General features: G+C 70.3%; 23 protein-coding genes and 1 pseudogene. 18 read left to right on the plus strand and 6 right to left on the minus strand.

The window, feature by feature from the left end; genetic code table 11:
* Position 1: 1 nt before the first annotated feature.
* From SSP24_RS34450 to SSP24_RS34465, 5 genes are all read left to right on the plus strand, one after another.
* Positions 2 to 1024, plus strand: coding sequence for a LacI family DNA-binding transcriptional regulator (locus SSP24_RS34450; protein ID WP_141313910.1), 1023 nt, complete (start codon positions 2 to 4; stop codon positions 1022 to 1024).
* Between the two features lie 136 nt (positions 1025 to 1160).
* Positions 1161 to 2207, plus strand: coding sequence for a S1C family serine protease (locus tag SSP24_RS34455; protein ID WP_174864773.1), 1047 nt, complete (start codon positions 1161 to 1163; stop codon positions 2205 to 2207).
* Positions 2208 to 2224: 17 nt separating this feature from the next.
* Positions 2225 to 2398, plus strand: a complete 174-nt coding sequence (locus SSP24_RS43155) for a hypothetical protein (protein ID WP_167529790.1) — start codon at positions 2225 to 2227, stop codon at positions 2396 to 2398.
* A 95-nt stretch (positions 2399 to 2493) separates the two neighbouring features.
* Positions 2494 to 3231, plus strand: coding sequence for a response regulator transcription factor (locus SSP24_RS34460; RefSeq protein ID WP_141313912.1), 738 nt, complete (start codon positions 2494 to 2496; stop codon positions 3229 to 3231).
* Positions 3228 to 4691 (plus strand): HAMP domain-containing sensor histidine kinase, encoded by a 1464-nt coding sequence (locus SSP24_RS34465; RefSeq protein WP_141313913.1) that lies wholly within the window; start codon positions 3228 to 3230, stop codon positions 4689 to 4691. Before SSP24_RS34460 ends, SSP24_RS34465 begins: the two co-directional genes overlap by 4 nt.
* 261 nt (positions 4692 to 4952) lie before the next feature.
* Here the strand turns inward: SSP24_RS34465 and SSP24_RS34475 are convergent, their stop codons facing one another.
* Positions 4953 to 5300 carry a DUF6247 family protein gene (locus SSP24_RS34475; protein ID WP_141313914.1) on the minus strand — a complete coding sequence of 116 codons (348 nt, stop codon included), beginning with the start codon at positions 5298 to 5300 and terminating at the stop codon, positions 4953 to 4955.
* Between the two features lie 825 nt (positions 5301 to 6125).
* On the opposite strand from SSP24_RS34475, the gene SSP24_RS34480 reads away from it, so the two are divergent.
* Entirely contained in the window at positions 6126 to 8186 is a 2061-nt protein-coding gene (locus SSP24_RS34480) for a pectinesterase family protein (RefSeq protein ID WP_141313915.1), read from the plus strand.
* A gap of 240 nt (positions 8187 to 8426) precedes the next feature.
* Here the strand turns inward: SSP24_RS34480 and SSP24_RS34485 are convergent.
* The 3 genes and pseudogenes from SSP24_RS34485 to SSP24_RS34495 all read right to left on the minus strand — a co-directional run bounded on the left by SSP24_RS34485 (position 8427) and on the right by SSP24_RS34495 (position 9642).
* Positions 8427 to 8621: pseudogene (locus SSP24_RS34485) on the minus strand (DUF397 domain-containing protein).
* Positions 8618 to 8821 (minus strand): DUF397 domain-containing protein, encoded by a 204-nt coding sequence (locus tag SSP24_RS34490; protein ID WP_141313916.1) that lies wholly within the window; start codon positions 8819 to 8821, stop codon positions 8618 to 8620. Before SSP24_RS34490 ends, SSP24_RS34485 begins: the two are co-directional and overlap by 4 nt.
* A complete protein-coding gene (locus tag SSP24_RS34495) occupies positions 8818 to 9642 on the minus strand; it encodes a helix-turn-helix domain-containing protein (protein ID WP_141313917.1) in 825 nt (274 codons plus the stop codon). Before SSP24_RS34495 ends, SSP24_RS34490 begins: the two co-directional genes overlap by 4 nt.
* A 133-nt stretch (positions 9643 to 9775) precedes the next feature.
* On the opposite strand from SSP24_RS34495, the gene SSP24_RS34500 reads away from it, so the two are divergent.
* Positions 9776 to 10090 carry a hypothetical protein gene (locus tag SSP24_RS34500; protein WP_141313918.1) on the plus strand — a complete coding sequence of 105 codons (315 nt, stop codon included), beginning with the start codon at positions 9776 to 9778 and terminating at the stop codon, positions 10088 to 10090.
* Positions 10091 to 10525: 435 nt separating this feature from the next.
* Here the strand turns inward: SSP24_RS34500 and SSP24_RS34510 are convergent, their stop codons facing one another.
* Positions 10526 to 12331 (minus strand): bifunctional metallophosphatase/5'-nucleotidase, encoded by a 1806-nt coding sequence (locus tag SSP24_RS34510; protein ID WP_141313919.1) that lies wholly within the window; start codon positions 12329 to 12331, stop codon positions 10526 to 10528.
* A 190-nt stretch (positions 12332 to 12521) separates the two neighbouring features.
* Here SSP24_RS34510 and mshD point away from each other — a divergent pair, with 190 nt between their 5' ends.
* The 9 genes from mshD to SSP24_RS34555 all read left to right on the plus strand — a co-directional run bounded on the left by mshD (position 12522) and on the right by SSP24_RS34555 (position 21428).
* Positions 12522 to 13454 carry a mycothiol synthase gene (gene mshD, locus SSP24_RS34515; protein ID WP_141313920.1) on the plus strand — a complete coding sequence of 311 codons (933 nt, stop codon included), beginning with the start codon at positions 12522 to 12524 and terminating at the stop codon, positions 13452 to 13454.
* Between the two features lie 103 nt (positions 13455 to 13557).
* On the plus strand, positions 13558 to 13971 hold the full coding sequence (locus SSP24_RS34520; protein WP_141313921.1) for a GntR family transcriptional regulator: 414 nt from the start codon (positions 13558 to 13560) through the stop codon (positions 13969 to 13971).
* Positions 13968 to 14855, plus strand: a complete 888-nt coding sequence (locus tag SSP24_RS34525) for an ABC transporter ATP-binding protein (protein WP_141313922.1) — start codon at positions 13968 to 13970, stop codon at positions 14853 to 14855. The genes SSP24_RS34520 and SSP24_RS34525 overlap by 4 nt, the downstream gene beginning before the upstream one ends.
* A gap of 32 nt (positions 14856 to 14887) precedes the next feature.
* A complete protein-coding gene (locus SSP24_RS34530) occupies positions 14888 to 15850 on the plus strand; it encodes an ABC-2 membrane transporter-related protein (RefSeq protein WP_141313923.1) in 963 nt (320 codons plus the stop codon).
* Between the two features lie 264 nt (positions 15851 to 16114).
* Positions 16115 to 18346, plus strand: coding sequence for an RNA degradosome polyphosphate kinase (locus SSP24_RS34535; protein ID WP_167529791.1), 2232 nt, complete (start codon positions 16115 to 16117; stop codon positions 18344 to 18346).
* The gene (locus SSP24_RS34540) at positions 18327 to 19439 is read left to right on the plus strand and encodes a CHAD domain-containing protein (RefSeq protein WP_141313925.1); all 1113 of its coding nucleotides are present in this window, start codon (positions 18327 to 18329) and stop codon (positions 19437 to 19439) included. Before SSP24_RS34535 ends, SSP24_RS34540 begins: the two co-directional genes overlap by 20 nt.
* A 25-nt stretch (positions 19440 to 19464) precedes the next feature.
* Positions 19465 to 19887 (plus strand): NUDIX hydrolase, encoded by a 423-nt coding sequence (locus SSP24_RS34545; RefSeq protein WP_141313926.1) that lies wholly within the window; start codon positions 19465 to 19467, stop codon positions 19885 to 19887.
* A 436-nt stretch (positions 19888 to 20323) separates the two neighbouring features.
* Positions 20324 to 21160 carry an SCO4651 family lipoprotein gene (locus SSP24_RS34550; RefSeq protein WP_141313927.1) on the plus strand — a complete coding sequence of 279 codons (837 nt, stop codon included), beginning with the start codon at positions 20324 to 20326 and terminating at the stop codon, positions 21158 to 21160.
* 85 nt (positions 21161 to 21245) lie between these two features.
* Entirely contained in the window at positions 21246 to 21428 is a 183-nt protein-coding gene (locus tag SSP24_RS34555) for a hypothetical protein (protein ID WP_141313928.1), read from the plus strand.
* A gap of 8 nt (positions 21429 to 21436) precedes the next feature.
* On the opposite strand, the gene SSP24_RS34560 is transcribed toward SSP24_RS34555, so the two are convergent.
* Complete coding sequence (locus SSP24_RS34560; protein ID WP_141313929.1) at positions 21437 to 21769, minus strand: metal-sensitive transcriptional regulator; 333 nt, start codon at positions 21767 to 21769, stop codon at positions 21437 to 21439.
* A gap of 214 nt (positions 21770 to 21983) precedes the next feature.
* Here SSP24_RS34560 and SSP24_RS34565 point away from each other — a divergent pair, with 214 nt between their 5' ends.
* Together SSP24_RS34565 and SSP24_RS34570 are read left to right on the plus strand one after the other, a co-directional pair.
* On the plus strand, positions 21984 to 22604 hold the full coding sequence (locus SSP24_RS34565) for a DUF47 domain-containing protein (RefSeq protein WP_141313930.1): 621 nt from the start codon (positions 21984 to 21986) through the stop codon (positions 22602 to 22604).
* A gap of 7 nt (positions 22605 to 22611) precedes the next feature.
* Positions 22612 to 23610 (plus strand): inorganic phosphate transporter, encoded by a 999-nt coding sequence (locus tag SSP24_RS34570; protein WP_141313931.1) that lies wholly within the window; start codon positions 22612 to 22614, stop codon positions 23608 to 23610.
* Positions 23611 to 23782: the final 172 nt, after the last annotated feature.

Consider the following 23782-nt stretch of genomic DNA (forward strand, 5'->3'; position numbering starts at 1 on the left):
CGTGGCCAAGGTGACTCGGGATGATGTGGCGCGGCTGGCGGGGACCTCCACCGCCGTGGTCAGCTACGTCATCAACAACGGACCCCGGCCGGTCGCCCCGGCCACGCGCGAGCGTGTCCTCGCCGCCATCAAGGAGCTGGGCTACCGGCCCGACCGGGTGGCCCAGGCGATGGCCTCCCGGCGCACCGACCTCATAGGCCTGATCGTCCCCGACGCCCGCCAGCCGTTCTTCGGCGAGATGGCGCACGCGGTGGAATGGGCCGCGTCCGAGCGCGGAAAGATGGTGCTCGTCGGCAACTCCGACTACGTCGGCGAGCGCGAGGTGCACTACCTGCGGGCGTTCCTCGGGATGCGGGTCTCCGGGCTGATCCTGGTCAGCCACGCGCTGAACGACCTGGCCGCCGCCGAGATCGAGGCCTGGGACGCCCGGGTCGTCCTGCTGCACGAGCGCCCCGAGGCCATCGACGACGTCGCCGTCGTGACGGACGACCTGGGCGGCGCCCAACTCGCCGTACAGCATCTGCTCGAACACGGCTACGAGTACGTCGCCTGTATGGGCGGCACCGCCGAGACCCCGGCCGTCGGTGACCCGGTCTCCGACCACGTCGAGGGCTGGCGGCGCGCGATGGCCGAGGCCGGGCTGCCGACCGAGGGACGGCTCTTCGAGGCGCCGTACAACCGCTATGACGCCTACCGGGTGGCCCTGGAGATCCTCTCCGGCCCGAACCGCCCGCCCGCGATCTTCTGCTCCACCGACGACCAGGCCATCGGCCTGCTGCGCGCGGCACGCGAGCTGCGCATCGACGTGCCCGGGGAGCTGGCGGTGGCCGGCTTCGACGACATCAAGGAGGCGGCGCTGGCGGACCCGCCGCTGACCACGGTCGCGTCCGACCGGTCCGCGATGGCGCGCGCGGCGGTGGACCTCGTCCTCGACGACGGGCTGCGGGTGGCGGGGTCGCGGCGGGAGCGGCTGAAGGTGTTTCCGTCGCGGCTGGTGGCGCGGCGGTCGTGCGGGTGTGCGTGAGCAAGCCTTTGTGAAGGCTTGCTGAGAGACCTCGGCGACCTGCGAGAAGCGGCTTTATATCGGGCATACGAGGTTCTGCCGGGCTTCTCAGGCAGCACTCAGGGAGCTCTCATGGTCGGGCGACAAGCTCATGGACATGACCGAGAGCCTCCGCCGAGACGGCGAGTACGAGAACCACGGGAACCACGGGAACCACGAGAACCCGTACCAGGGCGGGCAGCAGCACGCCTCCTCTCCTGTCGACCCCGAGTGGCCGCCCCCGCCGCAGTACCAGCCGACGGCCCTCCTCACGGAGCCCGTGGCCGCGCCTCCGCACTCGAAGAAGCGGCGCCGGGGACCGGTGGCGCTGCTCGCCGCCGTGGCGATCGTCGCCGCGGCCGTCGGCGGTGGCACGGCGTACGGCATCCAGGAGCTGGCCGGCAACGACACGGTGGCCTCCTCCAGCACCAGCACGAACGTCGTGCCGTCCAGCCAGAAGGGCACGGTCGCCGGGGTCGCCAAGGCGGTCAGCCCGAGCATCGTCGAGATCAACGCCACCTCGAACGCCGGTTCGTCCACCGGCTCCGGCGTGATCATCACGAGTGACGGCGAGATCGTCACCAACAACCACGTGATCTCCGGCGCCTCCCAGATCAAGGTGACGACCAGCGACGGCAAGTCGTACACCGCGCAGGTCGTCGGCACCGACAGCGCCAAGGACCTCGCCCTGATCAAGCTGGAGGACGCCTCCGGCCTGACCGCGGCCACCCTCGGCAACTCCGACGGCGTGCAGGTCGGCGACGAGGTCGTGGCGATCGGCTCGCCCGAGGGGCTGTCCGGCACGGTGACGAGCGGCATCGTCTCCGCGCTCGACCGCGACGTGACCGTCGCCACGGACCAGGGTCAGCAGCAACAGCAGCCGGGCGGCGGCTGGCCGTTCGAGTTCGGCGGCCAGGAGTTCAACGGCGACACCGGGTCGTCCACGACGACGTACAAGGCGATCCAGACCGACGCGTCCCTCAACCCCGGCAACTCCGGCGGCGCGCTGATCGACATGAACGGCAACATCATCGGGATCAACTCCGCGATGTACTCGGCGGCGGGCTCGTCGTCCGACGCGGGCAGCGTGGGCCTCGGCTTCGCGATCCCGATCAACACCGTCAAGGCCGACCTGGCGAAGCTGCGGGCGGGTTCGAGCGACTAGGACTACGGGAGTACAGCATGATCAAGCAGGTTTCCCACGATGTGCCCGGCGCGGCGGCGACGGATCTCGATCTCGCGCTGGAGGTGGCGTACGAACTGCACGCGCCGACGGTACGAAGGCGGGCGCCCGAGGTGGCGACGCCCGCCGCGCGCCCGAGCGCGGCCCGCCGCCGCCGTACCGCACGGGCCTGAACCCCGATTCCCTCTGGTCTTTCCGGCACCGCCCGTAGACATGCGAGGCTGAGAGCGTCAGCCCCCGCCTCCCACCGCACCCGAGGAACCCGAGCATGAGCCCCGCCGAAGGCGACCGTGACCCCCAGCGCATCCTCATCGTCGACGACGAGCCGGCGGTGCGCGAAGCACTCCAGCGCAGCCTCGCCTTCGAGGGGTACGACACGGAGGTCGCGGTCGACGGCGCGGACGCCCTGGAGAAGGCGACCGCGTACCAGCCCGACCTGGTCGTCCTCGACATCCAGATGCCCCGCATGGACGGCCTGACCGCCGCCCGCCGCATCCGGGGCGCCGGCGACACCACGCCCATCCTGATGCTGACGGCCCGCGACACGGTCGGCGACCGGGTGACCGGACTGGATGCCGGGGCGGACGACTACCTGGTCAAGCCCTTCGAACTGGACGAGCTGTTCGCCCGCATCCGCGCGCTGCTGCGGCGCAGCTCGTACGCGGCGGCGGTGGCGGCGGCCGAGGCGCAGGAGGACGAGGCGCTGGTCTTCGCCGACCTGCGCATGGACCTCGCGACGCGGGAGGTGACGAGGGGCGGGCGGCCGGTGGAACTGACGCGCACGGAGTTCACGCTGCTGGAGATGTTCATGGCCCACCCGCGCCAGGTGCTCACCCGGGAGCAGATCCTGAAGGCGGTGTGGGGCTTCGACTTCGAGCCGTCGTCGAACTCGCTGGACGTGTACGTGATGTACCTGCGCCGCAAGACGGAGGCGGGCGGCGAGCCTCGTCTCGTCCACACGGTGCGGGGTGTGGGGTATGTGTTGCGGCAGGGCGGCGCGGAGTGAACAGGCTTTCCCGCCGCTTCCGCGCGCTTCCCATCCGCTCCCGTCTGGCGTTGCTGGTGGCGGCGGCGGTGGCGTTCGCGGTGGCCGCGGTCTCGGTGACGTGCTGGTTCATCGTGCAGGGGAAGCTGTACGGCCAAGTGGACGAGCAGCTCGACTCCGTCAGCTTCAGGCTGGGCGAGGACCAGCTCGCAGCTCTCCTGGCGACCTGCCCGCAGGACGTGACCGAGTCGCCCACCGACCTGCGGCCCAGGGACTACTACATGCAGGTCGTGAAGTCGGACGGCACCGCCTGCGTCTTCTCCAATTCCGCGGGTGTCCTGAAAGTCACCTCCCACGACAGGGACGTGGCGGAGGACCCCGACCTGAGCGACCGCGCCATCCACAACAGCACCGACACGGAAGGCAATGACGTACGGGTCCGAACCTCCCCCATCATGCTGGGCATCGGCCCTGCCGCTCAGGCCTACCCCGACGTCGCGCTGGAAGTCGGCGTACCCCTCAAGGAGACCCACAAGACCCTCAACGAGCTGGCCCTGCTCCTCCTCATCGTCTCCGGCATCGGAGTCGTGGGCGCCGGAGCCGCCGGTCTCGCAGTGGCCCGAGCCGGTCTTCGCCCCGTGGACAAACTCACGGAAGCCGTCGAGCATGTGGCCCGCACTGAGGACCTGACCATACGCATCCCGGTCGACGAGGACAGTGAGGACGAGGTGGCCCGCCTCTCCCACTCCTTCAACTCGATGACATCGGCGTTGGCCAGCTCACGCGAACTGCAACAACAACTCATCGCGGACGCGGGTCACGAACTCCGCACTCCGCTCACCTCCTTGAGAACCAACATCGAACTCCTCACCCGCAGCGAGGAAACCGGCCGCCCCCTCCCCGAGGCCGACCGCAAGGCACTGCTCGCCTCGGTCAAGGCCCAGATGACGGAACTGGCGGCGCTGATCGGCGACTTGCAGGAACTGTCCCGCTCGGAGGGGCAGCGGGGTGAGCGCGTCCAGGTGATCTCGCTGGAGGACACCGTGGAGACCGCCCTGCGCAGGGCCCGCCTCCGTGGTCCCGAACTGACCATCACCGCCGACCTCCAGCCCTGGTACGTCCGGGGGGAGCCGACGGCGCTGGAGCGCGCGGTGGTCAACATCCTGGACAACGCGGTGAAGTTCAGTCCTGAGGGCGGCACGATCGAGGTGCAGCTCGACGGCGGTGTCCTGACGGTCCGCGACCACGGCCCCGGCATCCCGGAGGACGAACTCCCCCACGTCTTCGACCGCTTCTGGCGCTCACCGAGCGCCCGCGCCCTGCCGGGCTCGGGCCTGGGCCTGTCGATCGTGGCGCGCACGGTGCAGCAGGCGGGCGGCGAGGTCACCCTGTCCCGGGCGAACGGCGGCGGCACGGTGGCCACCGTGCGGCTGCCGGGGGCGCCTACTGCTCCGCCTGAGGCGCCCCCGGGGGTGTTCTAGGCTCCCTGCCAGAAGACCAGCTCCACGATGATCTGCGGGTCTTCTGCGCGCGGCACGAAAGTGTAGGTGAGCCAGCCGTTTCCGTGGTCCAGGTACATCACGTGAGGGCCCTTGGGCTGGCTGGACCGTGCCGGCTCCACCCATATGCCGTCAGGCGCGCCGCGTCGACCATCTCACGAACGTGATCAGGCAGGGCGTCGCGTGCAGCGAGGGCATCAAGCCGCCAGTCCATCTGCCATGGCGGCCCCATGAACTCGTCGGTCACTCGCCGGGCTCCGTCCTCAGAGCCTTGTGACGAATCTTCGACGCCTCTTCGAGGAGGGCCTTGGCCTCGGCGATGTCGGTGGACTCCGCCGCCCTGTGCTCCAGGTCGTGCAGGTGAGCGTCGAGCTTGGGATCACGGGCAATCGCGTACTCGATCCACCAGCGGGCCACGAATGCCGGAACCGGGCGAAGGTCATACGTGTCGGCGATGGCCCGCTTCCAGTGCGCGTCGAAATCAGGGAGGAGTTCGGGAGCGTGCTCGGCGATGGCCTCACGCAGCGCCTTCGGGGTCCGCTCGGGCATGGGGGGGACGTACGAGTCACGATCCGCAGCGTGGGCAACCATGATCGATGTCCTCCTTCGACGCGTCGTGTCTACGACCATAACCGCCTCGTACTTTCACATCAGTCGTTCGCGCCGGGTTTTCGCCCTACCTGGATGGCTGGGCCTCTGAGGTGTCCCAGGCGCTCCAATTCATGGATGTGACTGGACTGGTCTGACAGGGCCCCATGCCCTCCAGTCCCTGCCCAGTCACCCTCCTCCTCGCCCACTTCCTGGCCGACCCCCGGGCACCCGGCTCTGCTGACGCAAGCCACAAGCCCACCGGCCGAAAGCCACCAATCCCACCCGGCGTGCCCCCACCCAGGGGTCGCCCACCCACCGGCCGAAAGCCGCCAACCCCACCCGGCGTACCCCCCACCCACGGACCGCCCACCCACCGGCCGAAAGCCGCCAACCCCACCCGGCGTCCATGCGAAACGCTCACGCGCCCCCACCCCGGCCAACCGCCCAGCCCACCCCACCGGCCGGCCGACCTGGGCCCCCGCCTTCCGGGCCGCTCGCTCGCTTCTTCCCCGTGCTGGAACGAGCCGAGTCAAGGGGCGGCCGAAGGCCGATCGGCGTAGCCGACGCGGAACGCAGCGAAGCGGAGTGAGCGCCCTTTACTCGGGTCGTGGAAGCACGACCCTGGCAAAGAAGCGGGCGGCCCGAACAGCGCGCCGGCCAGCCCGTCAATGAAGGCCGAGCACGCCGGACGGACAGCCGTCCTCGCGTTCCCTGAGGGTCCCAACGGGTCGACGTGGATTCCGGGAGATTCCGGGAGCCCGGCAACCATCCACGCCCCAGCGGCAACTCCCCACCGACCAACCCCTCCACGAAACGGACCCGCACATGAGTGCCGCCCGCAGCAAGCCCCGTCACCGTCGGCGCAGAACCGCCCTCCTGATCGGCGTACCCGCTGCCCTCGCCGCCGCCGCGACCCTCGCCTACGGCACGGTATTCGGTGTCTTCGGTGACGACGCGCAGCCCACAGCGCAGGCCGCCGCCGCCCCCTCCTGGGCCACCGACACCGCCGACGGCTTCGCCTCCGTCAACAGCCGTGGCCAGAACGGGACTTACGGCGGGCGCGACGGCAAGACCGTCACCGTCAAGACGCTCGCCGACCTGGAGAAGTACGCCACCGCCACCGAGCCGTACGTCATCGTCGTCGCCGGGACCATAAACATGGCCCCCGTCGGCAAGGAGATCAAGGTCGCCTCCGACAAGACCATCGTGGGATCCGGGACCGCCGGGCAGATCGCCGGCGGTGGGTTCTTCCTCGGCAACGGCGTGCACAACGTGATCATCCGGAACCTGACCATCCGGGACTCGTACCAAGGCGTCTGGAACGACAAGGAACACGACTTCGACGCCATCCAGATGGACGGCGCCCACCACATCTGGATCGATCACAACGACCTGCGGCACATGGCCGACGGGCTCATCGACGTCCGCAAGAACAGCACCAACATCACCGTCTCCTGGAACAAGCTGAGCGACAACAACAAGGCCTTCGGCATCGGCTGGACCGAGAACGTCGTCACCGACATCACGATCCACCACAACTGGATCCGCGAGACCGAGCAGCGCAACCCGTCCACCGACAACGCCGCCCACGCCCACCTCTACAACAACTTCCTGGAGGACACGGCAGGCACCGCCATCAGCTCCTCCTACGGCAACTACGCCCGCGGAAAGACCAGCATGGTCCTGGAGAACTCCTACTTCCAGGGCTTCAAGAACCCCGTCATCAGGGACACCACCGCCACCCTCGTCCAGCGCGGCAACGTCTTCTCCGGCACCAGCGGCCGCAACGAGAGCGGCGGCGGCAGTGGCTTCGACCCGAAGGGTTACTACGGCTACAGCCTCGACCCGGCCGCAGACGTCCCCGCACTTCTCAAGTCCGGCGCGGGCCCTCGTACGTCCATCGGTACGACCACCAGGGCAGCAGCCGCCACCACCCTCACCGTCGCCAAGGACGGCTCCGGCCAGTACTCCACCGTCCAGGCCGCCGTCAACGCCGTCCCGGCGAACAACCCCTCCCGCGTCGTCATCGCCGTCAAGCCGGGCACGTACCGCGAGACCGTCAAGGTGCCGTCCAACAAGCCGCACCTCACCATCCAGGGCACCGGCGGCAGCCGTAAGGACACCGTCATCGTCTACAACAACGCCGCCGGGACGCCCAAGCCCGACGGTTCTGGCACGTACGGCACCAGCGGCAGCGCCACCGTCGCCGTCGAGGCCGACGACTTCCAGGCCCGCAACCTGACCATCACCAACGACTTCGACGAGAGGGCGAACCAGGGCCTCAGCGGGCATCAGGCCGTCGCCCTGCGCACCGCCGCCGACAAGGTGTTCCTGGACAGCATCATCGTCAACGGCGACCAGGACACCCTCCTCCTCGACACCGCCGCCAAGGACAGGCTCGGCCGGGTCTACCTGACCAACTCCTACGTCACCGGCAACGTCGACTTCGTCTTCGGGCGGGCCACCGCCGTGATCGACCGGTCGATCCTCACGCTGAAGAAGCGGTGGGACGGCACCTCCGCCGGGTACATCACCGCGCCGAGCACCCCGGCCGACCGCAAGGGCTTCCTCATCAACCGCTCGACCGTGAACGGCGACGTCTCCGCCGCGAGCTTCTTCCTCGGCCGCAACTGGCACGCCGGCGGCGACGCGTCGCTCCGCCCCCAGACCACGGTCCGCAACAGCACCCTGAGCGCCGCAATCAAGCCCACCCCCTGGTCCGACATGGGCGGCTTCTCCTGGAAGAGCGACCGCTTCGCCGAGTACCGCAACACCGGCCCGGGCGCCGGTCCCGCGAGCACCAACCGCCCGCAACTCACCGACGCCCAGGCGGCACAGCAGGAGGTCGCGGACTGGCTGGGCGACTGGACGCCTACGGCGTCCTGACGGCCCCGTCCGCCGGGCGCAGATGACCGACGAGTGCCCGGACCCGGCGCCGGGCCTCGTCTCGGCGGGGCTACCGGTAGCGGGCGCCGCGACGGCGGAGACGTCCGTGGTCAGGGGGACGACGTCGGTGGTGGCGGCCTCGGCCGGCCACACCGTGCCGCCAGGACGGTGACCAGGCGCCCGGCGAAGGAGCCCGCGAGGCGTCCAGCCTCCGGGTAATCACAGTAAAGGGGGCGAGGCTCAGTCCGTCCTCATGCCCGTCACGAACGCCGTCCACGAGGCTGCCCCGAACACGAGCACCGGGCCGTCCGGGGCCTTGCTGTCCCGGACGGGAACTTTGCCGGGCTAGCCGTCGGCGACCTCGACGCAGTCGTTGTCTCCGCCTTCGCTGTAGCTCGACCTGCGCCAGGCGGCGGTGCTGAGATCGGCGATCACGCCGTCTCCTTCACGCCGCCCACGAACGCGGACCACGACGACGCCCCGAACACCAGCACGCGACCCTCCGGGACCTTGCTGTCCCGGACGGGGACTATGCCGGGGTAGCCGTCGGCGACCTCGACGCAGTTGTTGTCTCCCCCGTCGCTGTAGCTCGACTTGCGCCACACGGCGGCGCTGAGATCGGGGGTGTGCTTCATGATCTGTGCCCCTCCAGTACGTCCCTGACGAACGCGAGCGAGTCCGACGGGGACAATGCCAGGTCCCGGAGCCGATCGTAGGACAGTCGGTGCCGCAGAACGCCGTCCGGTTCCTCGGTCAACTCACCCCGGGTGTTGCCCTCAACGTAGGCAACACCACCTCCGTCCTTCTGCCACAGCAGGGTCAGCGATCCGTGCATGTGGTGATGGACCCCGGCGGCGAAGGGCAGCACCTGGAGCGTCACGTTCGGCCACATCGCGACGGCCTCGATGCGCAGCAGCTGGTTTTCCCAGGTCTTCGGGAGGGCAGCGGGGCGGCGGAACGCGTACTCGTCCATGATGATGCGGACGTTGGGCTCCGGCTTCTGCTGCAGCACGTATTGCCGTCCGATGCGGGCCGCTACCTGCTCCTCGCCCCAGTCGTCGTCCTCCAGTGTTGTCTGGGGGCCGGACAACGCCTCCCGCGCGAAGTCCTCAGTCTGCAGAAGTCCTGGCACACCCGGCGTGAACATCCACATGATGCGCGCCGTCGCCTCCAGCGCCATGAACTCCTTGTACTGGTCCTTGAAGGCGTCCAGCCGTGCCGCCTCCCAGTGGCTGATCAGTAAGTCGCCGCAGCCGTAGTAGCTGTCCAGGTCCTCCATGACCGCCACTTTGGACAGCCGCTCGCACGACTCCAGGCGGCTCAAGTAGCTCTTGTCGTACCCCGTCTCCTCGGCCAGTTGCCCCAGCGACTTGCCGGCCTTCTCCCGAAGGAACTTCCACGTCCGCCCCAGTACAGCCCGCCCCGACTGCCGCTCCCCGTCAGCCACTTCGGCCACGTCACCCCTCCTTGTTGCCCAGGGCCCGCAGACAACCCTCGCCCTCTTCCGAAGCGTACGGGCAAGCAGTGACGATCGAGGCACGATCGGTAATCACCGCTCGTCAAAGCCGCCGTGACCCAAAGGACTCCGTATGCCCCACCCTCTCCGCCTCCTCCCCTGGACCACCCCCGAAGGCAAGCCCTGCTACCTCAGCCCCGACCGCGGCCGCGGGCTTCTCTCCAGGCTCCCCGATGACATCGAGGAGGCTCAGATCAGCTCGGGTGAGCATGTGTTGGCCGGCGCCAGGGCCGTCCTCGCCGACCACCGGGCGGGCGAGCGCGCGGTGCGGTTCGCGCTCACGCGGGCCACCGAGTCCCTGGAGGACGTACTACGGGTCGCCGTCAGCCGGGGCGCGCGCATCGAGGTGGGCGAACAGCGACCCCGTCACGACACCCTGATCGAGTGATCCGAGGCCATCGCCCCCGGTCAGCCCTGTCGCCGTATCTACGTGATCGCGAGGAGGCGCCGCCATGACCGCTCGCGCGCAAGCGAGGCCCACCAGCGCAAGGGATGGATTCCTGATGTCCTGATCGCCCCAGAGGACCTGGAGCCGCACTGCGACGACGAGGAGCTGGGTGTGGCCGCTTCCGTTCTCTCCCTCATCGTCGAGGTGGTCTCACCCGGCAAGCGCAACCAGGACCGTGACCGCATCCGCAAGCGTCGCGAGTACACCGCGTCCCCTACGGCACCGAGGTCACGATCTCCGAAGGCCCCGCCAAGGGGTTCGTGATCGATGAGGCGATCACCGGGCCGAAGCGGAGTTAGAGAAAAGACGAAGTCAGCGAAAAGCGGGGCCCCGGATCCGCTCCGGGGCCCCGCTTCACGGCAGGGAAAGCAACCGTCAGCTCACGACCGTGATCCGGTCCGCCTTCGGCGGTGCGATCGGGTTCGTGGCCGAGGAGTTGGTCGTCAGGTACTTCTCCAGTGCCGTCAGATCGTCAGCGCCGACCAGGTCGTTCGTGCCCTGACCCAGCGTCGGGAAGCCGTCGCCGCCGCCCGCGAGGAAGCTGTTGGTCGCGACGCGGTACACCGCCGACGGGTCGATCGGCGCGCCGTTCAGCCTCACCGAGTCCGCGAGCACCCGGTCAGCGCCCGTCTTCGTCAGGTCCAGCGTGTACGTCAGGCCCGAGGAGATCTGCAGGATCTTCGGCGACGCCGTGTTCGCGCCGCTCACCTGCTCCTTGAGCACCTGAATCAGCTGCTCGCCCGTGAAGTCCTGCAGGTTGACCGTGTTGGCGAACGGCTGGACCGTGAAGCCCTCCGCGTACGTCACCACGCCGTCGCCCTCACCGGCCTTGGCCGCGTAGGTGAGCGGCGCCCGGATGCCGCCGGGGTTCATCAGCGCCAGATCCGTCTCCGGGTCCAGCTCCTTGCCGTACGCGAGCTGCGCGTCGGCGATCAGGTCGCCGAGCGGGGACTCCGTGCCGGAGTTGCCGATGTCGGCGGAGATGTGTCCGATGGCGCGGTTGCCGATGGGGGCGGCGAGGGTGTTCCACTTGCTGATCAGCTCGGTCATGTCGGGCGCCTTGGGGACGTCCCGGGTGACCACGTGGTTCGCCGACTTCACGGCCGTACGGGCGATGTCACCCGTCCACCGGTCGTACGTGAGGGTCGTGTCGGTGTAGAGGCGGCCGAAGGAGGCAGCCGACGTGACCATACGGGGCTTGCCCGACGGGTCGTTGATGGTGCACACGTACGCCGCGTGGGTGTGGCCGGTGACCAGCGCGTCGACCTGCGGGGTGACGTTCTTGGCGATGTCGACGATCGGGCCGGAGATGCCGTCGCCCGCGCCCGGCGAGTCGCAGTCGTAGTTGTACGCCGAGGAGGCCGGGAAGCCGCCCTCGTGGACCAGGGCGACGATCGACTTCACGCCCTGCCGCTGGAGGAGCTTGGCGTACTTGTTGATCGTCTCGACCTCGTCCTTGAACACCAGGCCCTTCACGCCCTCGGCGGAGACGATGTCGGGGGTGCCCTCCAGGGTCACGCCGATGAAGCCGACCTTGACGCCGTTCTTCTTCCACACCCAGTACGGCTTGAGGATGGGCTTCTTCGTCTTCTCGTCGAGGACGTTCGCGGCGAGGTAGGGGAAGTCGGCGCCCTTGAACCTCTTGTCCGTGTAGCAGCCGTCGGTGGGGTGGCAGCCGCCGTACTGCAGGCGGGCCAGTTCCCTGGCGCCCTCGTCGAACTCGTGGTTGCCGACCGCCGTGACATCGAGGTCGAGCTTGTTCAGCGCCTCGATGGTGGGCTCGTCGTGGAACAGGCCCGAGATCAGCGGCGAGGCGCCGACCATGTCGCCGCCGGCCGCAGTGATCGAGTACTTGTTGCCCTTGCGGGCCTCACGCAGGTGCGTGGCCAGGTACTCGATGCCGCCCGCGTCGATCGTCTCGGTCGTGCCGTCCTCGTGCACGTGCGTGACCCGGCCGGAGGAGCCGGCCGGCGGTTCGAGGTTGCCGTGCAGGTCGTTGAAGGACAGCAGCTGCACGTCCTGGTAGCGGCTCGGCCGGTGGCCACCGCGGTGGTCGTCGGCGCTCGCGGTCGACGGCAGCGCGGCCGCCAACGCACCGACGGTGGCGAGTCCGGCGGCTGCGGCGAGCAGCCGGGTGGTACGACGTCTGCGGTGCGGGTGCGGCTGGGATGTGGCCGGCATGTGCCCCCCTGGTGGGTCAGCTGAGGTTCGTGGGACGTGGCTCCCGTCCGGCCGCAGCCTAGAGTCAACGCGCGTAGCGCGACAGGGGGTTCATGGTTACATCCTGGTATCCGCACGGGCTTTCGTACCGGTTTCCCCCAGCGCTCCCCGTACCGCCACTTTGCCGCCCCCGCCCCGTACCCTCATAGGCATGACCAGCGACGACAGCGCACGGCCCGGCGGCCCCCTCGCCCGCTCCATCGAGACCCACGCCGCGCTCGACCCGGAGCAGACCGAGGCCGTACTCGACCTGCTCGCTACGGCCGCGCGCAGCGACGGCCAGCAGGCGGTGTCCGAGCAGGGCCGGCTCCAGATCCGCGGCGGCGCCCGTGAGGGCGTGTCCCATCTGCTGCTCATCGTCGGCGGCGAACTCGTCGGCTATGCCCAGCTGGAGGACACCGACCCGGTGGAGGCGCCGGCCGCCGAACTGGTCGTCCACCCCTCGCACCGCGGCCACGGACACGGCCGCGCCCTCGGCTCCGCCCTGCTCGCCGCGTCCGGCAAGCGGCTGCGGGTGTGGGCCCACGGCGGCCACGCCGCCGCCCGGCACCTGGCGCAGGTGCTCGGCCTCACCCTGTTCCGCGAACTGCGCCAGATGCGGCGGCCGTTGGCCGGACTGGACCTGCCCGAGCCGGTCCTGCCGCAGGGCGTGACCGTGCGCACCTTCGTGCCGGGCCAGGACGACGCGGCCTGGCTGGCCGTCAACGCCGCCGCCTTCGCCCACCATCCCGAGCAGAGCTCGCTCACCCAGCGGGACCTCGACGACCGCAAGGCCGAGCCGTGGTTCGACCCGGAGGGCTTCTTCCTCGCCTTCCGCGGCGACGAACTCGTCGGCTTCCACTGGACGAAGGTGCACGCCGAGGAACAGCTCGGCGAGGTGTACGTGCTCGGGGTCGCGCCGGGCGCCCAGGGGACCGGGCTGGGCAAGGCGCTCACCTCGATCGGCCTGCGGCATCTGGCGGCGCAGGCACTGCCGACGGCGATGCTGTACGTCGACGCCGACAACAAGGCGGCGGTGAGCGTGTACGAGCGGATGGGCTTCACGACGTACGAGACGGATCTGATGTACCGCACCGAGACGTGAGGCATATCCGTACATAACAGCCGAATGAGCGCGGCGATCTTGACGCCGCCCCCTCACTTGCACCACCCTTTCACTACTCAAATAGTGAAAGGGTGGTGTCCGAGTGGTCGAGTACCGCATCGACCGGCGCAGCGGCGTCGCCACCTACGTCCAGATCGTCCAGCAGACCAAGCAGGCCCTGCGGCTGGGCCTGTTGCAACCGGGCGACAAGCTGCCCACGGCCCGCGAGGTCGTCGAGGCCACCGCCATCAACCCGAACACCGTCCTCAAGGCCTACCGCGAGCTGGAACGCGAGGGCCTGGTCGAGGCGCGGCGTGGCCTCGGCACGTTCGTCCGGCGGTCGCTGGGCGCCGCCCCGGCCGACTCCCCGTTGCGGGCGGAGCTGGTGGCGTGGGCGGAGCGGGCGCGCGGGGCGGGGCTGGAGCGGGAGGACGTGGCCGCGCTCTTCACCGCCGTACTCGATGAGCAGTTCACGGAACACCAGGGGCACCAGGAGCACGAGGGGGACCGGGCATGACCGACACCGCCATCGAGGCGGCCGCGCTGGGCAAGAGGTTCCGGCGGCGGGGACGGCAGGCGCTGGACTCCTGCACCTTCCGCCTGCCCACCGGCGTCGTCTGCGCCGTCGTCGGCCCCAACGGCGCCGGCAAGTCGACCCTCCTCGCCCTCGCCGCCGGGCTGACCACCCCCACCGAGGGCACCCTCACCATCCTCGGCGGCACCCCCTCCGAGGCCCGCGAGCGCCTGGCGTACGTCGCCCAGGACAAGCCCCTGCACCCGCAGCTCACCGTCGGCGAGACCCTGCGCCTGGGCCGCGAGCTCAACCCCCGGGTCTGGGACGCGGCCGTCGCCGAGCGGGTCGTCGCGGGCGGCGAGCTGGACCCGGACGCCAGGATCAGCACCCTGTCCGGCGGCCAGCGCAGCCGGGTCGCGCTCGCCCTCGCGCTGGGCAAGCGGCCCGCACTGCTGCTGCTCGACGAGCCGATGGCCGACCTCGACCCGCTCGCCCGGCACCAGCTGATGGGCATGCTGCTGGCCGACGCCGCCGAGCGCGGCACCACGGTCGTGATGTCCTCGCACGTCGTCGCCGAGCTGGAGGGTTCCTGCGACCACCTGCTTCTGCTCGGCGCGGGCCGGATCCGCCTGTCCGGCCCGCTGGACGACCTGCTCGCCGCGCACACCCTCGTCACCGGCCCGGCGACCGGCGACCTCGGCCCGCACACCGTCGTCGAGTCCCGTACGACCGGCCGCCAGCTCACCGCCCTGGTCCGGCCGCGGGGCCCGGTCGGCGGCGACTGGGGGACGGCCGAGCCGTCCCTGGAGGAGCTGGTGCTGTCCCATCTGCGTTCCCCCGAGGCGCCGGAACTCCGCCTCGACGCCCCCGAGGAGGCCGCCGTATGACCGCCGTGACCCGTCCCCGAGGAGGCCGCCGTATGACCGCCGTGACCGTCCCCGCGCGCAGCGGCCGCCTGCACGGCCTGACCTGGGCGATGTTCCGTCTGCACCGCTCGGCGCTGTGGTTCTGGGTAATGCTGGTGGCCGTCGCCGCGGGCGCCCTGCTGTGGGCGTACGGGCCCGGCGTGACCGCGGCCGAGGAGGTGTACCGGAAGCTGGGCTGCGGCCAGGGGCTGTGCGGCACGAGCGACACCGCCTTCCAGCGCTACGAACTCGCCGCCACCGTCGGCAGCGGCCTGCTCACCGTGGCGCCGGTCCTCATCGCGGCCTGGGCGGGCGGCTCACTGATCGGCCGCGAGCTGGAGCAGGGCACCGCCCGGCTGGCCTGGACCCAGTCCGTGACGCCGGTCCGCTGGCTGGCGGCCAAGCTCGCCGTCCCCGCCGCCCTGATCACCGCGGGCACCCTGCTCCTGACCCTGCTGCACCGGCTGCTGTGGTCGGCCGACGGCACACTGCGCGCGGCGACCGGCACCCGCGACTGGTACGACAGCGTCGCGTTCACCGCCAACGGGACCCTCGCCACCGCCTACGCCCTGCTCGCGCTGGCCGTCGGCGCGCTCGCCGGCCTGCTCACGCGCCGCACCACGGCCGGACTCGGCGTCGGCGTGCTGGGCCTGCTGACCCTGACGGTGGCCGTGTCCGAGCTGCGCCCGCGGCTGTGGCCGACCGAGACGGTGACCGGCACCACCGGCTACCCCGCGATCGGCGGGGCATTCGTCGACGAGGGCGCGCTCACCTCCACCGGCGCCCGCGTCCAGGACCCGCTGTGCATCGACGACGCCCAGTGCCTCGCCGACCACGACATCGTCGGCTTCTACCGCGACTACCACCCCAGCTCCCACTTCTGGCCACTGCAGCTGGTGGAGACCGGCATCGTCCTCGCCGTGACCGCCCTCGCGGTCCTGGCCGCCTTCCAGCTGCTGCGCCGCCGCACCACGTGAGCGGCGTGCGGGCGGGCGGCGTACTGGGAGGGTGCTAGTACGCCGTCCCCGCCCCCGCGGACGCCGGGGGGCCGCCCCCCGCTATCCCGCACGTCATGTCTCCGTAACCATTGATTCAGCCAAGCTTGCGACGCTCGGCCAATGACGCCCGCTGTGCCACAGCCTTCGCCGCCCCCGGAGGGCCTCGCGGTGAACGGGGCCGTGACGATCCCGCCCGCTCGGTCCGACGCGCCCGTTTCGCCCCAGGCGCGGAACAATGGGGCCATGAGCCAGCAGAACGCCCAGGCAGAGGTCCAGCACGCACAGCCCTCCGTGGGCTCCATCGCCGCGCACCGCCCCCACACGGTCTCGGCCACGGTCTCCGACCTGGAACCCGACCTCGACGCCGACCTCGATGTGTACGAGGAGACCACGGTCGACGGCGTCCAGCTGCCGCAGGGCCGGTTCCTCGACCGGGAGCGCAGCTGGCTGGCGTTCAACGAGCGTGTCCTGGAACTCGCCGAGGACCCCAACACGCCCCTGCTGGAGCGCACCAACTTCCTGGCGATCTTCGCCAGCAACCTGGACGAGTTCTTCATGGTCCGGGTGGCGGGACTGAAGCGCCGTATCGCCACCGGCGTGGCCACCCGCTCCGCCTCCGGACTGCAGCCGATGCAGGTGCTGGAGATGATCTGGGCCCGCTCGCGCGAGCTGATGGCCCGGCACGCCGCCTGCTACCACGAGGACGTCGCCCCCGCGCTCGCGGAGGAGGGCATCCACCTGGTCCGCTGGAGCGAGCTGACCGAGAAGGAACAGGCCCGTCTGTTCACGCTCTTCCGGCACCAGATCTTCCCGGTGCTGACCCCGCTGGCCGTGGACCCCGCGCACCCGTTCCCGTACATCTCCGGCCTGTCCCTGAACCTGGCCGTCGTGGTCCGCAACCCGGTCAGCGGCCACAAGCACTTCGCCCGCGTCAAGGTGCCCCCGCTGCTCTCCCGCTTCCTGGAGGCCGCCCCCGGCCGGTACGTCCCGCTGGAGGACGTCATCGCCGCGCACCTGGAAGAGCTCTTCCCCGGCATGGAGGTGCTGGAGCACCACGCCTTCCGGCTGACCAGGAACGAGGACTTGGAGGTCGAGGAGGACGACGCCGAGAACCTGCTCCAGGCGCTGGAGAAGGAACTCATGCGGCGCCGTTTCGGCCCGCCGGTCCGCCTGGAGGTCGAGGAGTCCATCGACCGCGAGGTGCTGGACCTGCTGGTGCGCGAGCTGAAGATCAGCGAGGCCGAGGTCTATCCGCTGCCCGGCCCGCTCGACCTCACCGGCCTGTTCCGCATCCACAGCCTGGACCGGCCCGAGCTGAAGTACCCGAAGTTCATCGCCGGCACCCACCGCGACCTGGCCGAGGTCGAGTCCGCCTCAGCGCCCGACATCTTCGCCGCGCTGCGCGCCCGGGACGTCCTGCTGCACCACCCGTACGACTCCTTCTCCACCTCCGTGCAGGCGTTCCTGGAGCAGGCCGCGTCCGACCCGGACGTCCTCGCCATCAAGCAGACCCTGTACCGGACCTCCGGCGACTCGCCCATCGTGGACGCACTGATAGACGCCGCCGAGTCCGGCAAGCAGGTCCTCGTCCTGGTCGAGATCAAGGCCCGCTTCGACGAGCACGCCAACATCAAGTGGGCGCGCAAGCTGGAGGAGGCCGGCTGCCACGTGGTCTACGGCCTGGTCGGCCTGAAGACCCACTCCAAGCTGTCGCTGGTGGTCCGCCAGGAGGGCGACACGCTACGGCGGTACAGCCACGTCGGCACCGGCAACTACCACCCGAAGACGGCCCGCCTCTACGAGGACCTCGGCCTGCTCACCGCCGACCCGCAGGTCGGCGCGGACCTGTCCGACCTGTTCAACCGGCTGTCCGGCTACTCCCGCCGGGAGACCTACCGCCGGCTGCTGGTCGCCCCCAAGTCGCTGCGCGACGGCCTGATAGCGCGGATCAACAAGGAGGCCCAGCACCACCGTGCCGGACGTCCCGCCTACGTCCGCATCAAGGTCAACTCGATGGTCGACGAGGCCGTCATCGACGCCCTGTACCGCGCGTCCATGGCGGGCGTGCCGGTCGACGTCTGGGTGCGCGGCATCTGCGCGATCCGGCCGGGAGTGACGGGCCTGTCGGAGAACGTCCGGGTCCGCTCGGTGCTCGGCCGCTTCCTCGAACACTCCCGGATCTTCGCCTTCGGCAACGGCGGCGAGCCCGAGGTGTGGATCGGCAGCGCCGACATGATGCACCGCAACCTCGACCGCCGTATCGAGGCCCTGGTCCGCGTCGTCGACCCGGCGCACCGCGCCGCGCTCAACCGGCTCCTGGAGACCGGCATGGCCGACTCCACCGCCTCCTGGCACCTGGGCCCGGAAGGCGAGTGGACCCGGCACGCGATGGACGCGGACGGCCAACCCCTGCGGAACATCCAGGAGATGCTCATAGACGCCCGGAGGCGCCGGCGTGGCACAGCAACACCTTGACCCGACGGACCCGGTGGCCGGGCCGGTGACAGGAGACGCCCTCGCGGGCTACCTGCGCGCCCAGGCCACGGAGTTCCTCCGTGCGCTCCGGCAGCACCGGGAGACCGGTGCCGGGGCCAACAACCACAACGGCACGGAGGAGACCGTCGACGCGGCGCGCGCCCTGCGCCGCTCGGCCCGCCGCATGAGCGGCAGCCTGCACACGTTCCGTCCGCTGCTGGACACCGACTGGTCGGAGGGCATGCGCCCGGAACTGGCCTGGCTGTCGGGGACCCTGGCCCTGGAACACTCCTACGCGGCCCGCCTGGAGCGGCTGCTCCAGGCCCTGCACCGGTTGTCGGGGGCGACGTTCCCGACCCAGTCGGCGGCCACGGCGGCCGGCGTGGCCGCGGGCAGCCGGGCCGCCGGCGCGGCACGGGTGGAACCGGCGGCGCCTCCCACCGCCGGTCCCCCGGCGGCCCCGGAACGCGGCAACCTCACCGTCGGCGCGGCCAAGGCAGGCGCGCTGCTCGAACGCCAGCTCACCCTCGCCCGGACCCGGGCCCACTCCAGCGCCCTGCAGGCGCTCGGCTCCTCCCGCTTCCACGCGGTCGCCGACAAGGTCGCCGTACTCGCCAGCGAGGTCCCGCTCACCCCGGCCGCGGCCACCGCCGACCTGCGTCCGCACGCGGCGGCGGCCGAGGAACGCCTCACGGACGCGGTGGCCGCCCTGCCCCTGGTCACCGCGGGCCACCCGTACAACGCGGAGGCCCTGATCCACGGCCTCTCCCCGGACCCCGCCCCGCACCCGCAGGACGCCCCCTGGCACCAGGTCCGCCTGCTGCTGCGGCTGCACCGCTACGCCCGCGAGGTCCTCCTCGGCGAGGACGCCCCGGTCGACGTCCGTCTGCTGGCCGCGGGACAGGCCCTCAACCGGCACCGCGACGCCTCCGAGGCGGCGGCGGCAGCGGCGGCCGCGGCCCGTACGCCGCGTATCGCACCGGCGACGGCGTACGCGCTCGGCGTGCTGCACGCCGACCAGCGGCACGAGGTGGAGGCGGCCCGGTTCGAGTTCCAGCAGTCGTGGCAGAAGCATGCGGTAGGCACGTCCTGAGGGCCCGAGGGGGCGGTGAGCGGCGTTGACCGGTACCAGGGACACCCCGGTCCAGGCGGCCGGCTGCGTGCTGTGGCGCCGCTCCCCCGGCGGCGGGGGACTGGAGATCTGTCTGGTCCACCGTCCGAAGTACGACGACTGGTCCCACCCCAAGGGCAAGCTGAAGCGCGATGAGGACCCGCTGGCGGGCGCGCTGCGGGAGGTCGGCGAGGAGACCGGCTACACCGCGACGCCCGGCGCCGAGCTGCCCACGCTGCACTACCTGGCGAACGGCCGCCCCAAGCAGGTCCGTTACTGGGCGGCCGAGGCCACCTCGGGCGGCTTCACCCCGAGTACGGAGGTCGACCGCATCCTGTGGCTGCCGCCCACGGCGGCCCGGCTGCGCCTGACCCAGCCCCGTGACCGCGAACTGGTGGACGAACTACTGGCGACCATGCGCCACGCCTGAGAACGAGCGGGACCGTCGGGATTGCGCCACGCCGGAGAACGCTCGAGACCGTCAGGATCCGGCCACATGCCCCGCCGCGTCCGTCCGAGCCTGACTCCGCGCCCGGCGCGCGGGCCCACGCCAGCCGCAGACACAGCGGGCCACACAGAAGGGCCCCTGCTCAACGGTGTTGGTGCGATGCTCCGGACGGTCCTGACCTCGGACGAACCGATCCTGCTCTGTCACTCCGACGACGTTACCCAGGCCAGGTAAACAGCCGGCCAGCCGGGAGTAAGCGCCTTCTATGCACCGGCCCGGCCGCATCCGCGAACCGCCGTCGAACACGCCCCGCGCACCCCTCCACGACCCCGGGCTCCGCGTGACGGCTCAACCTACCCGTCGTTAACCGGAACAACAGGGGGCCCGAGACGAACGTACGGCTGGGGGTAGGCAGACGATGGCGGAGCAGTACGGCAGGACAGGCGGAGCGGTCGCGGCGGCAGGACTCACGGCCTGCGTCTGCCTTCTCGCCTCCGGATGCGCGGGCAGCGGCGCCGCCGCCGAGGACGCCCGCCCCGCCGACCCGGTCCGTACGCTGCACCAAGCCGCCGACACCCTGGTCGACGCGGGCACGTCCAAGGCCCGGACGTCGATGGAGATGGCGACCGGCGGCACCCGCGTCACCATCCGCGGCGAGGGCGTCTACGACTACACCCGCCAGCGCGGCCGACTGAAGGTCATGCTCCCGCAGGACCCGTCCGGCCAGACCGAGCACCGCCCGATCACCGAACTCCTCGCACCGGGCGCCCTCTACATGAAGAACCGGGGCGCCGGAGTCCCGGCGGACAAGTGGGTACGGGTCGACACCAGCACCCTCTCCGACGGCAACCTGGTCACCGGCGGAGCCACCGACCCCTACGCCGCCGCCGAGGTGCTGCGCGGCACCCGCACCGCGCAGTACGTCGGCCGCACCGAGATCGCCGGCACCGAGGTGAACCACTACCGGGGCACCGCCGACCTCACCGAAGCCGCCAGGACCGCGTCCCCCGAGGGCCGGGCGTCACTCGCGGCGGCGGCGAAAGGGTTCGCCAAGGCCGAAGTCCCGTTCGACGTATACCTCGACGACGAGGGCCGCATCCGCAAGATCAGGCACCGCTTCAGCTTCGTCAACGGCCGGCAGCAAGCCACCGTGGCGGTCGCGTCGACGACCCTGCTCTACGACTTCGGCGCCCCCGTCGACGTACGCCTGCCGCCCGAGGAGGACATCTACGCCGGCCGGATCGCCGAGGAGTGACCGGCGTGAACTAGCCCGTCCGTGCCATGCGCGTTGTGTAGGCCACTCCCTACTCTAGGAAGCCGGTGACGGCAGAGAAGAGGTGATGCACGTGGCTCCGGTCGGCGGTACGGCAGTTCAGGACCACGTGGCCCTCGCCGAGATCGAGCTGTGCGGAGAGCTGATCATCGCGGCCTCCGCGGCGGGCGAGGACCGGCTGAGCCTGGAGAGCATCGACGAGGTCCTGAGGGTGGCCGAGGAACGCGGGGACAACGCCCCCCGCACGTGAGCGAAAGCTCACGTCCGCAGCAACCGCCCAATGGCCTTCGTGGCCTCCTCGACCTTGGCGTCGACCTCGTCCCCGCCCTTCAGCGCGGCATCGGCGACGCAGTGCCGCAGATGCTCCTCCAGCAACTGCAGGGCAAAGGACTGCAGAGCCTTCGTGGAAGCAGAGACCTGCGTGAGTATGTCGATGCAATAGACATCCTCATCGACCATCCTCTGCAACCCCCGGATCTGTCCCTCGATCCTCCGCAGCCGCTTCAGATGCTCGTCCTTCTGCTTGTGGTACCCGTGGATGCCCCGGTCATGGTCGGTCACCACGCCCTCGCCGGCCTCGGTGGTCGTCATCCCGCACCCTCCATCCACATACCCCTACTGGGTATATCGTACCGAACTTTGCTGGGTATGGGCCCCTTGGCCCCTGCCCGAAGCCGGCCACCGAACCGCCCCCGTACAGATGCACGGAATTCATGGGCGACACTGGAGGACGGCCCATTAGCCGTGGCCGGATGATGCGCCTAGCATCAGCCTGACCGAAACCGAAGCACCCCGAGGACCCCACGTGCGCTTTCGTCTGACCCCCAGGGAGACGAGCTTTTACGACATGTTTGCCGCGTCCGCGGACAACATCGTCACCGGCTCGAAACTCCTGATGGAACTGCTCGGGGCGGACGCTTCCGCCCGGGCCGAGATCGCAGAGCGTATGCGGGCAGCGGAACACGCCGGTGACGACGCCACGCACGCGATCTTCCACCAGCTGAACTCCTCGTTCATCACGCCCTTCGACCGCGAGGACATCTACACCCTCGCATCGTCCCTCGACGACATCATGGACTTCATGGAGGAGGCCGTCGACCTGGTCGTCCTCTACAACATCGAGGAACTCCCCAAGGGCGTCGAGCAGCAGATCGAGGTCCTCGCCCGCGCAGCCGAACTGACGGCCGAAGCAATGCCGCACCTGCGCACCCTCGACAACCTCACCGAGTACTGGATCGAGGTCAACCGCCTGGAGAACCAGGCCGACCAGATCCACCGCAAGCTGCTCGCCCACCTCTTCAACGGCAAGTACGACGCGATCGAGGTCCTCAAGCTCAAGCAGATCGTGGACGTACTGGAGGAAGCGGCGGACGCCTTCGAGCACGTGGCGAACACGGTGGAGACCATCGCCGTCAAGGAGTCCTGACCCGTCCATGGACACCTTCGCCCTGGTCGTGACCATCCTGGTCGCCCTCTTCTTCACCTACACCAACGGCTTCCACGACTCGGCGAACGCGATCGCCACGTCCGTGTCGACGCGCGCCCTGACGCCGAAGGCCGCTCTCGCCATGGCCGCGGTCATGAACCTGGCCGGCGCGTTCCTCGGCAGCGGCGTGGCCAAAACGGTCAGCGAGGGCCTGATCGAAACGCCCAAGGGCTCCACGGGGATGGGCATCCTCTTCGCCGCCCTCCTCGGCGCGATCACCTGGAACCTGGTCACCTGGTACTTCGGCCTCCCGTCCTCCTCCTCCCACGCCCTCTTCGGCGGCATGGTCGGCGCGGCCCTGGCGGGCGGCACGCAGGTCTACTGGGACGGCGTCCTCGACAAGATCATCATCCCCATGTTCGTTTCCCCCGTCGTCGGCCTGATCGTCGGCTACCTGGTGATGACGGCGATCATGTGGATCTTCCGCCGAGCCAACCCGCACAAGGCCAAGCGCGGCTTCCGCATAGCGCAGACCGTCTCCGCGGCCGGCATGGCACTGGGCCACGGCCTCCAGGACGCCCAGAAGACGATGGGCATCGTCGTCATGGCCCTGGTCATCGCGGACGTGGAGGACTACGGCGACCCCATCCCCGTCTGGGTCAAAATCGCCTGCGCGGTCATGCTCTCCCTCGGCACCTACGCCGGCGGCTGGCGCATCATGCGCACCCTGGGCCGCCGCATCATCGAACTCGACCCCCCGCAGGGCTTCGCCGCCGAAACCACCGGCGCGTCGATCATGTTCACCACGGCCTTCCTCTTCAAGGCCCCCATCTCCACGACCCACGCCATCACCTCGGCCATCATGGGCGTCGGCGCAACGAAGCGCGTGAACGCGGTCCGCTGGGGCGTGGCCAAGAACATCATCCTGGGCTGGTTCATCACGATGCCCGCAGCAGCAGCGGTAGCGGCGTGCGCATTCGGGCTCGTACACCTGGCGTTCCTCTAAAACCCCGGCGTTGCAGCTGCCCCCCGGCGTCACGCACCCCGGCGCAACGGGGTGCCGCTGCGCCCACCCGTGCCGCCCAAGCGGCACGACTGCCCGCAGCTAGGCGCGCCCGCAGCCAGGCAGGCATGCTGAGGCCGCCACCACCGCGATAGCCGCACTCGCGTACGCACGG

The sequence above is a fragment of the Streptomyces spinoverrucosus genome, from assembly GCF_006539505.1.
GTDB lineage: Bacteria > Actinomycetota > Actinomycetes > Streptomycetales > Streptomycetaceae > Streptomyces > Streptomyces spinoverrucosus.

Excerpts from the sequence above, each read along its gene's own strand:
- SSP24_RS34460 (WP_141313912.1), top strand. The coding sequence starts at position 2,494 with ATGAGCCCCGCCGAAGGCGACCGTGACCCCCAGCGCATCCTCATCGTC.
- SSP24_RS34490 (WP_141313916.1), bottom strand. The coding sequence starts at position 8,821 with ATGAAGCACACCCCCGATCTCAGCGCCGCCGTGTGGCGCAAGTCGAGC.
- SSP24_RS34555 (WP_141313928.1), top strand. The coding sequence starts at position 21,246 with ATGCACGTGGCTCCGGTCGGCGGTACGGCAGTTCAGGACCACGTGGCC.
- SSP24_RS34500 (WP_141313918.1), top strand. The coding sequence starts at position 9,776 with ATGCCCCACCCTCTCCGCCTCCTCCCCTGGACCACCCCCGAAGGCAAG.
- SSP24_RS34525 (WP_141313922.1), top strand. The coding sequence starts at position 13,968 with ATGACCGACACCGCCATCGAGGCGGCCGCGCTGGGCAAGAGGTTCCGG.
- SSP24_RS34535 (WP_167529791.1), top strand. The coding sequence starts at position 16,115 with ATGAGCCAGCAGAACGCCCAGGCAGAGGTCCAGCACGCACAGCCCTCC.
- SSP24_RS43155 (WP_167529790.1), top strand. The coding sequence starts at position 2,225 with ATGATCAAGCAGGTTTCCCACGATGTGCCCGGCGCGGCGGCGACGGAT.
- SSP24_RS34475 (WP_141313914.1), bottom strand. The coding sequence starts at position 5,300 with ATGGTTGCCCACGCTGCGGATCGTGACTCGTACGTCCCCCCCATGCCC.
- SSP24_RS34510 (WP_141313919.1), bottom strand. The coding sequence starts at position 12,331 with ATGCCGGCCACATCCCAGCCGCACCCGCACCGCAGACGTCGTACCACC.
- mshD (WP_141313920.1), top strand. The coding sequence starts at position 12,522 with ATGACCAGCGACGACAGCGCACGGCCCGGCGGCCCCCTCGCCCGCTCC.
- SSP24_RS34530 (WP_141313923.1), top strand. The coding sequence starts at position 14,888 with ATGACCGCCGTGACCGTCCCCGCGCGCAGCGGCCGCCTGCACGGCCTG.
- SSP24_RS34570 (WP_141313931.1), top strand. The coding sequence starts at position 22,612 with ATGGACACCTTCGCCCTGGTCGTGACCATCCTGGTCGCCCTCTTCTTC.
- SSP24_RS34455 (WP_174864773.1), top strand. The coding sequence starts at position 1,161 with ATGACCGAGAGCCTCCGCCGAGACGGCGAGTACGAGAACCACGGGAAC.
- SSP24_RS34480 (WP_141313915.1), top strand. The coding sequence starts at position 6,126 with ATGAGTGCCGCCCGCAGCAAGCCCCGTCACCGTCGGCGCAGAACCGCC.
- SSP24_RS34550 (WP_141313927.1), top strand. The coding sequence starts at position 20,324 with ATGGCGGAGCAGTACGGCAGGACAGGCGGAGCGGTCGCGGCGGCAGGA.
- SSP24_RS34560 (WP_141313929.1), bottom strand. The coding sequence starts at position 21,769 with ATGACGACCACCGAGGCCGGCGAGGGCGTGGTGACCGACCATGACCGG.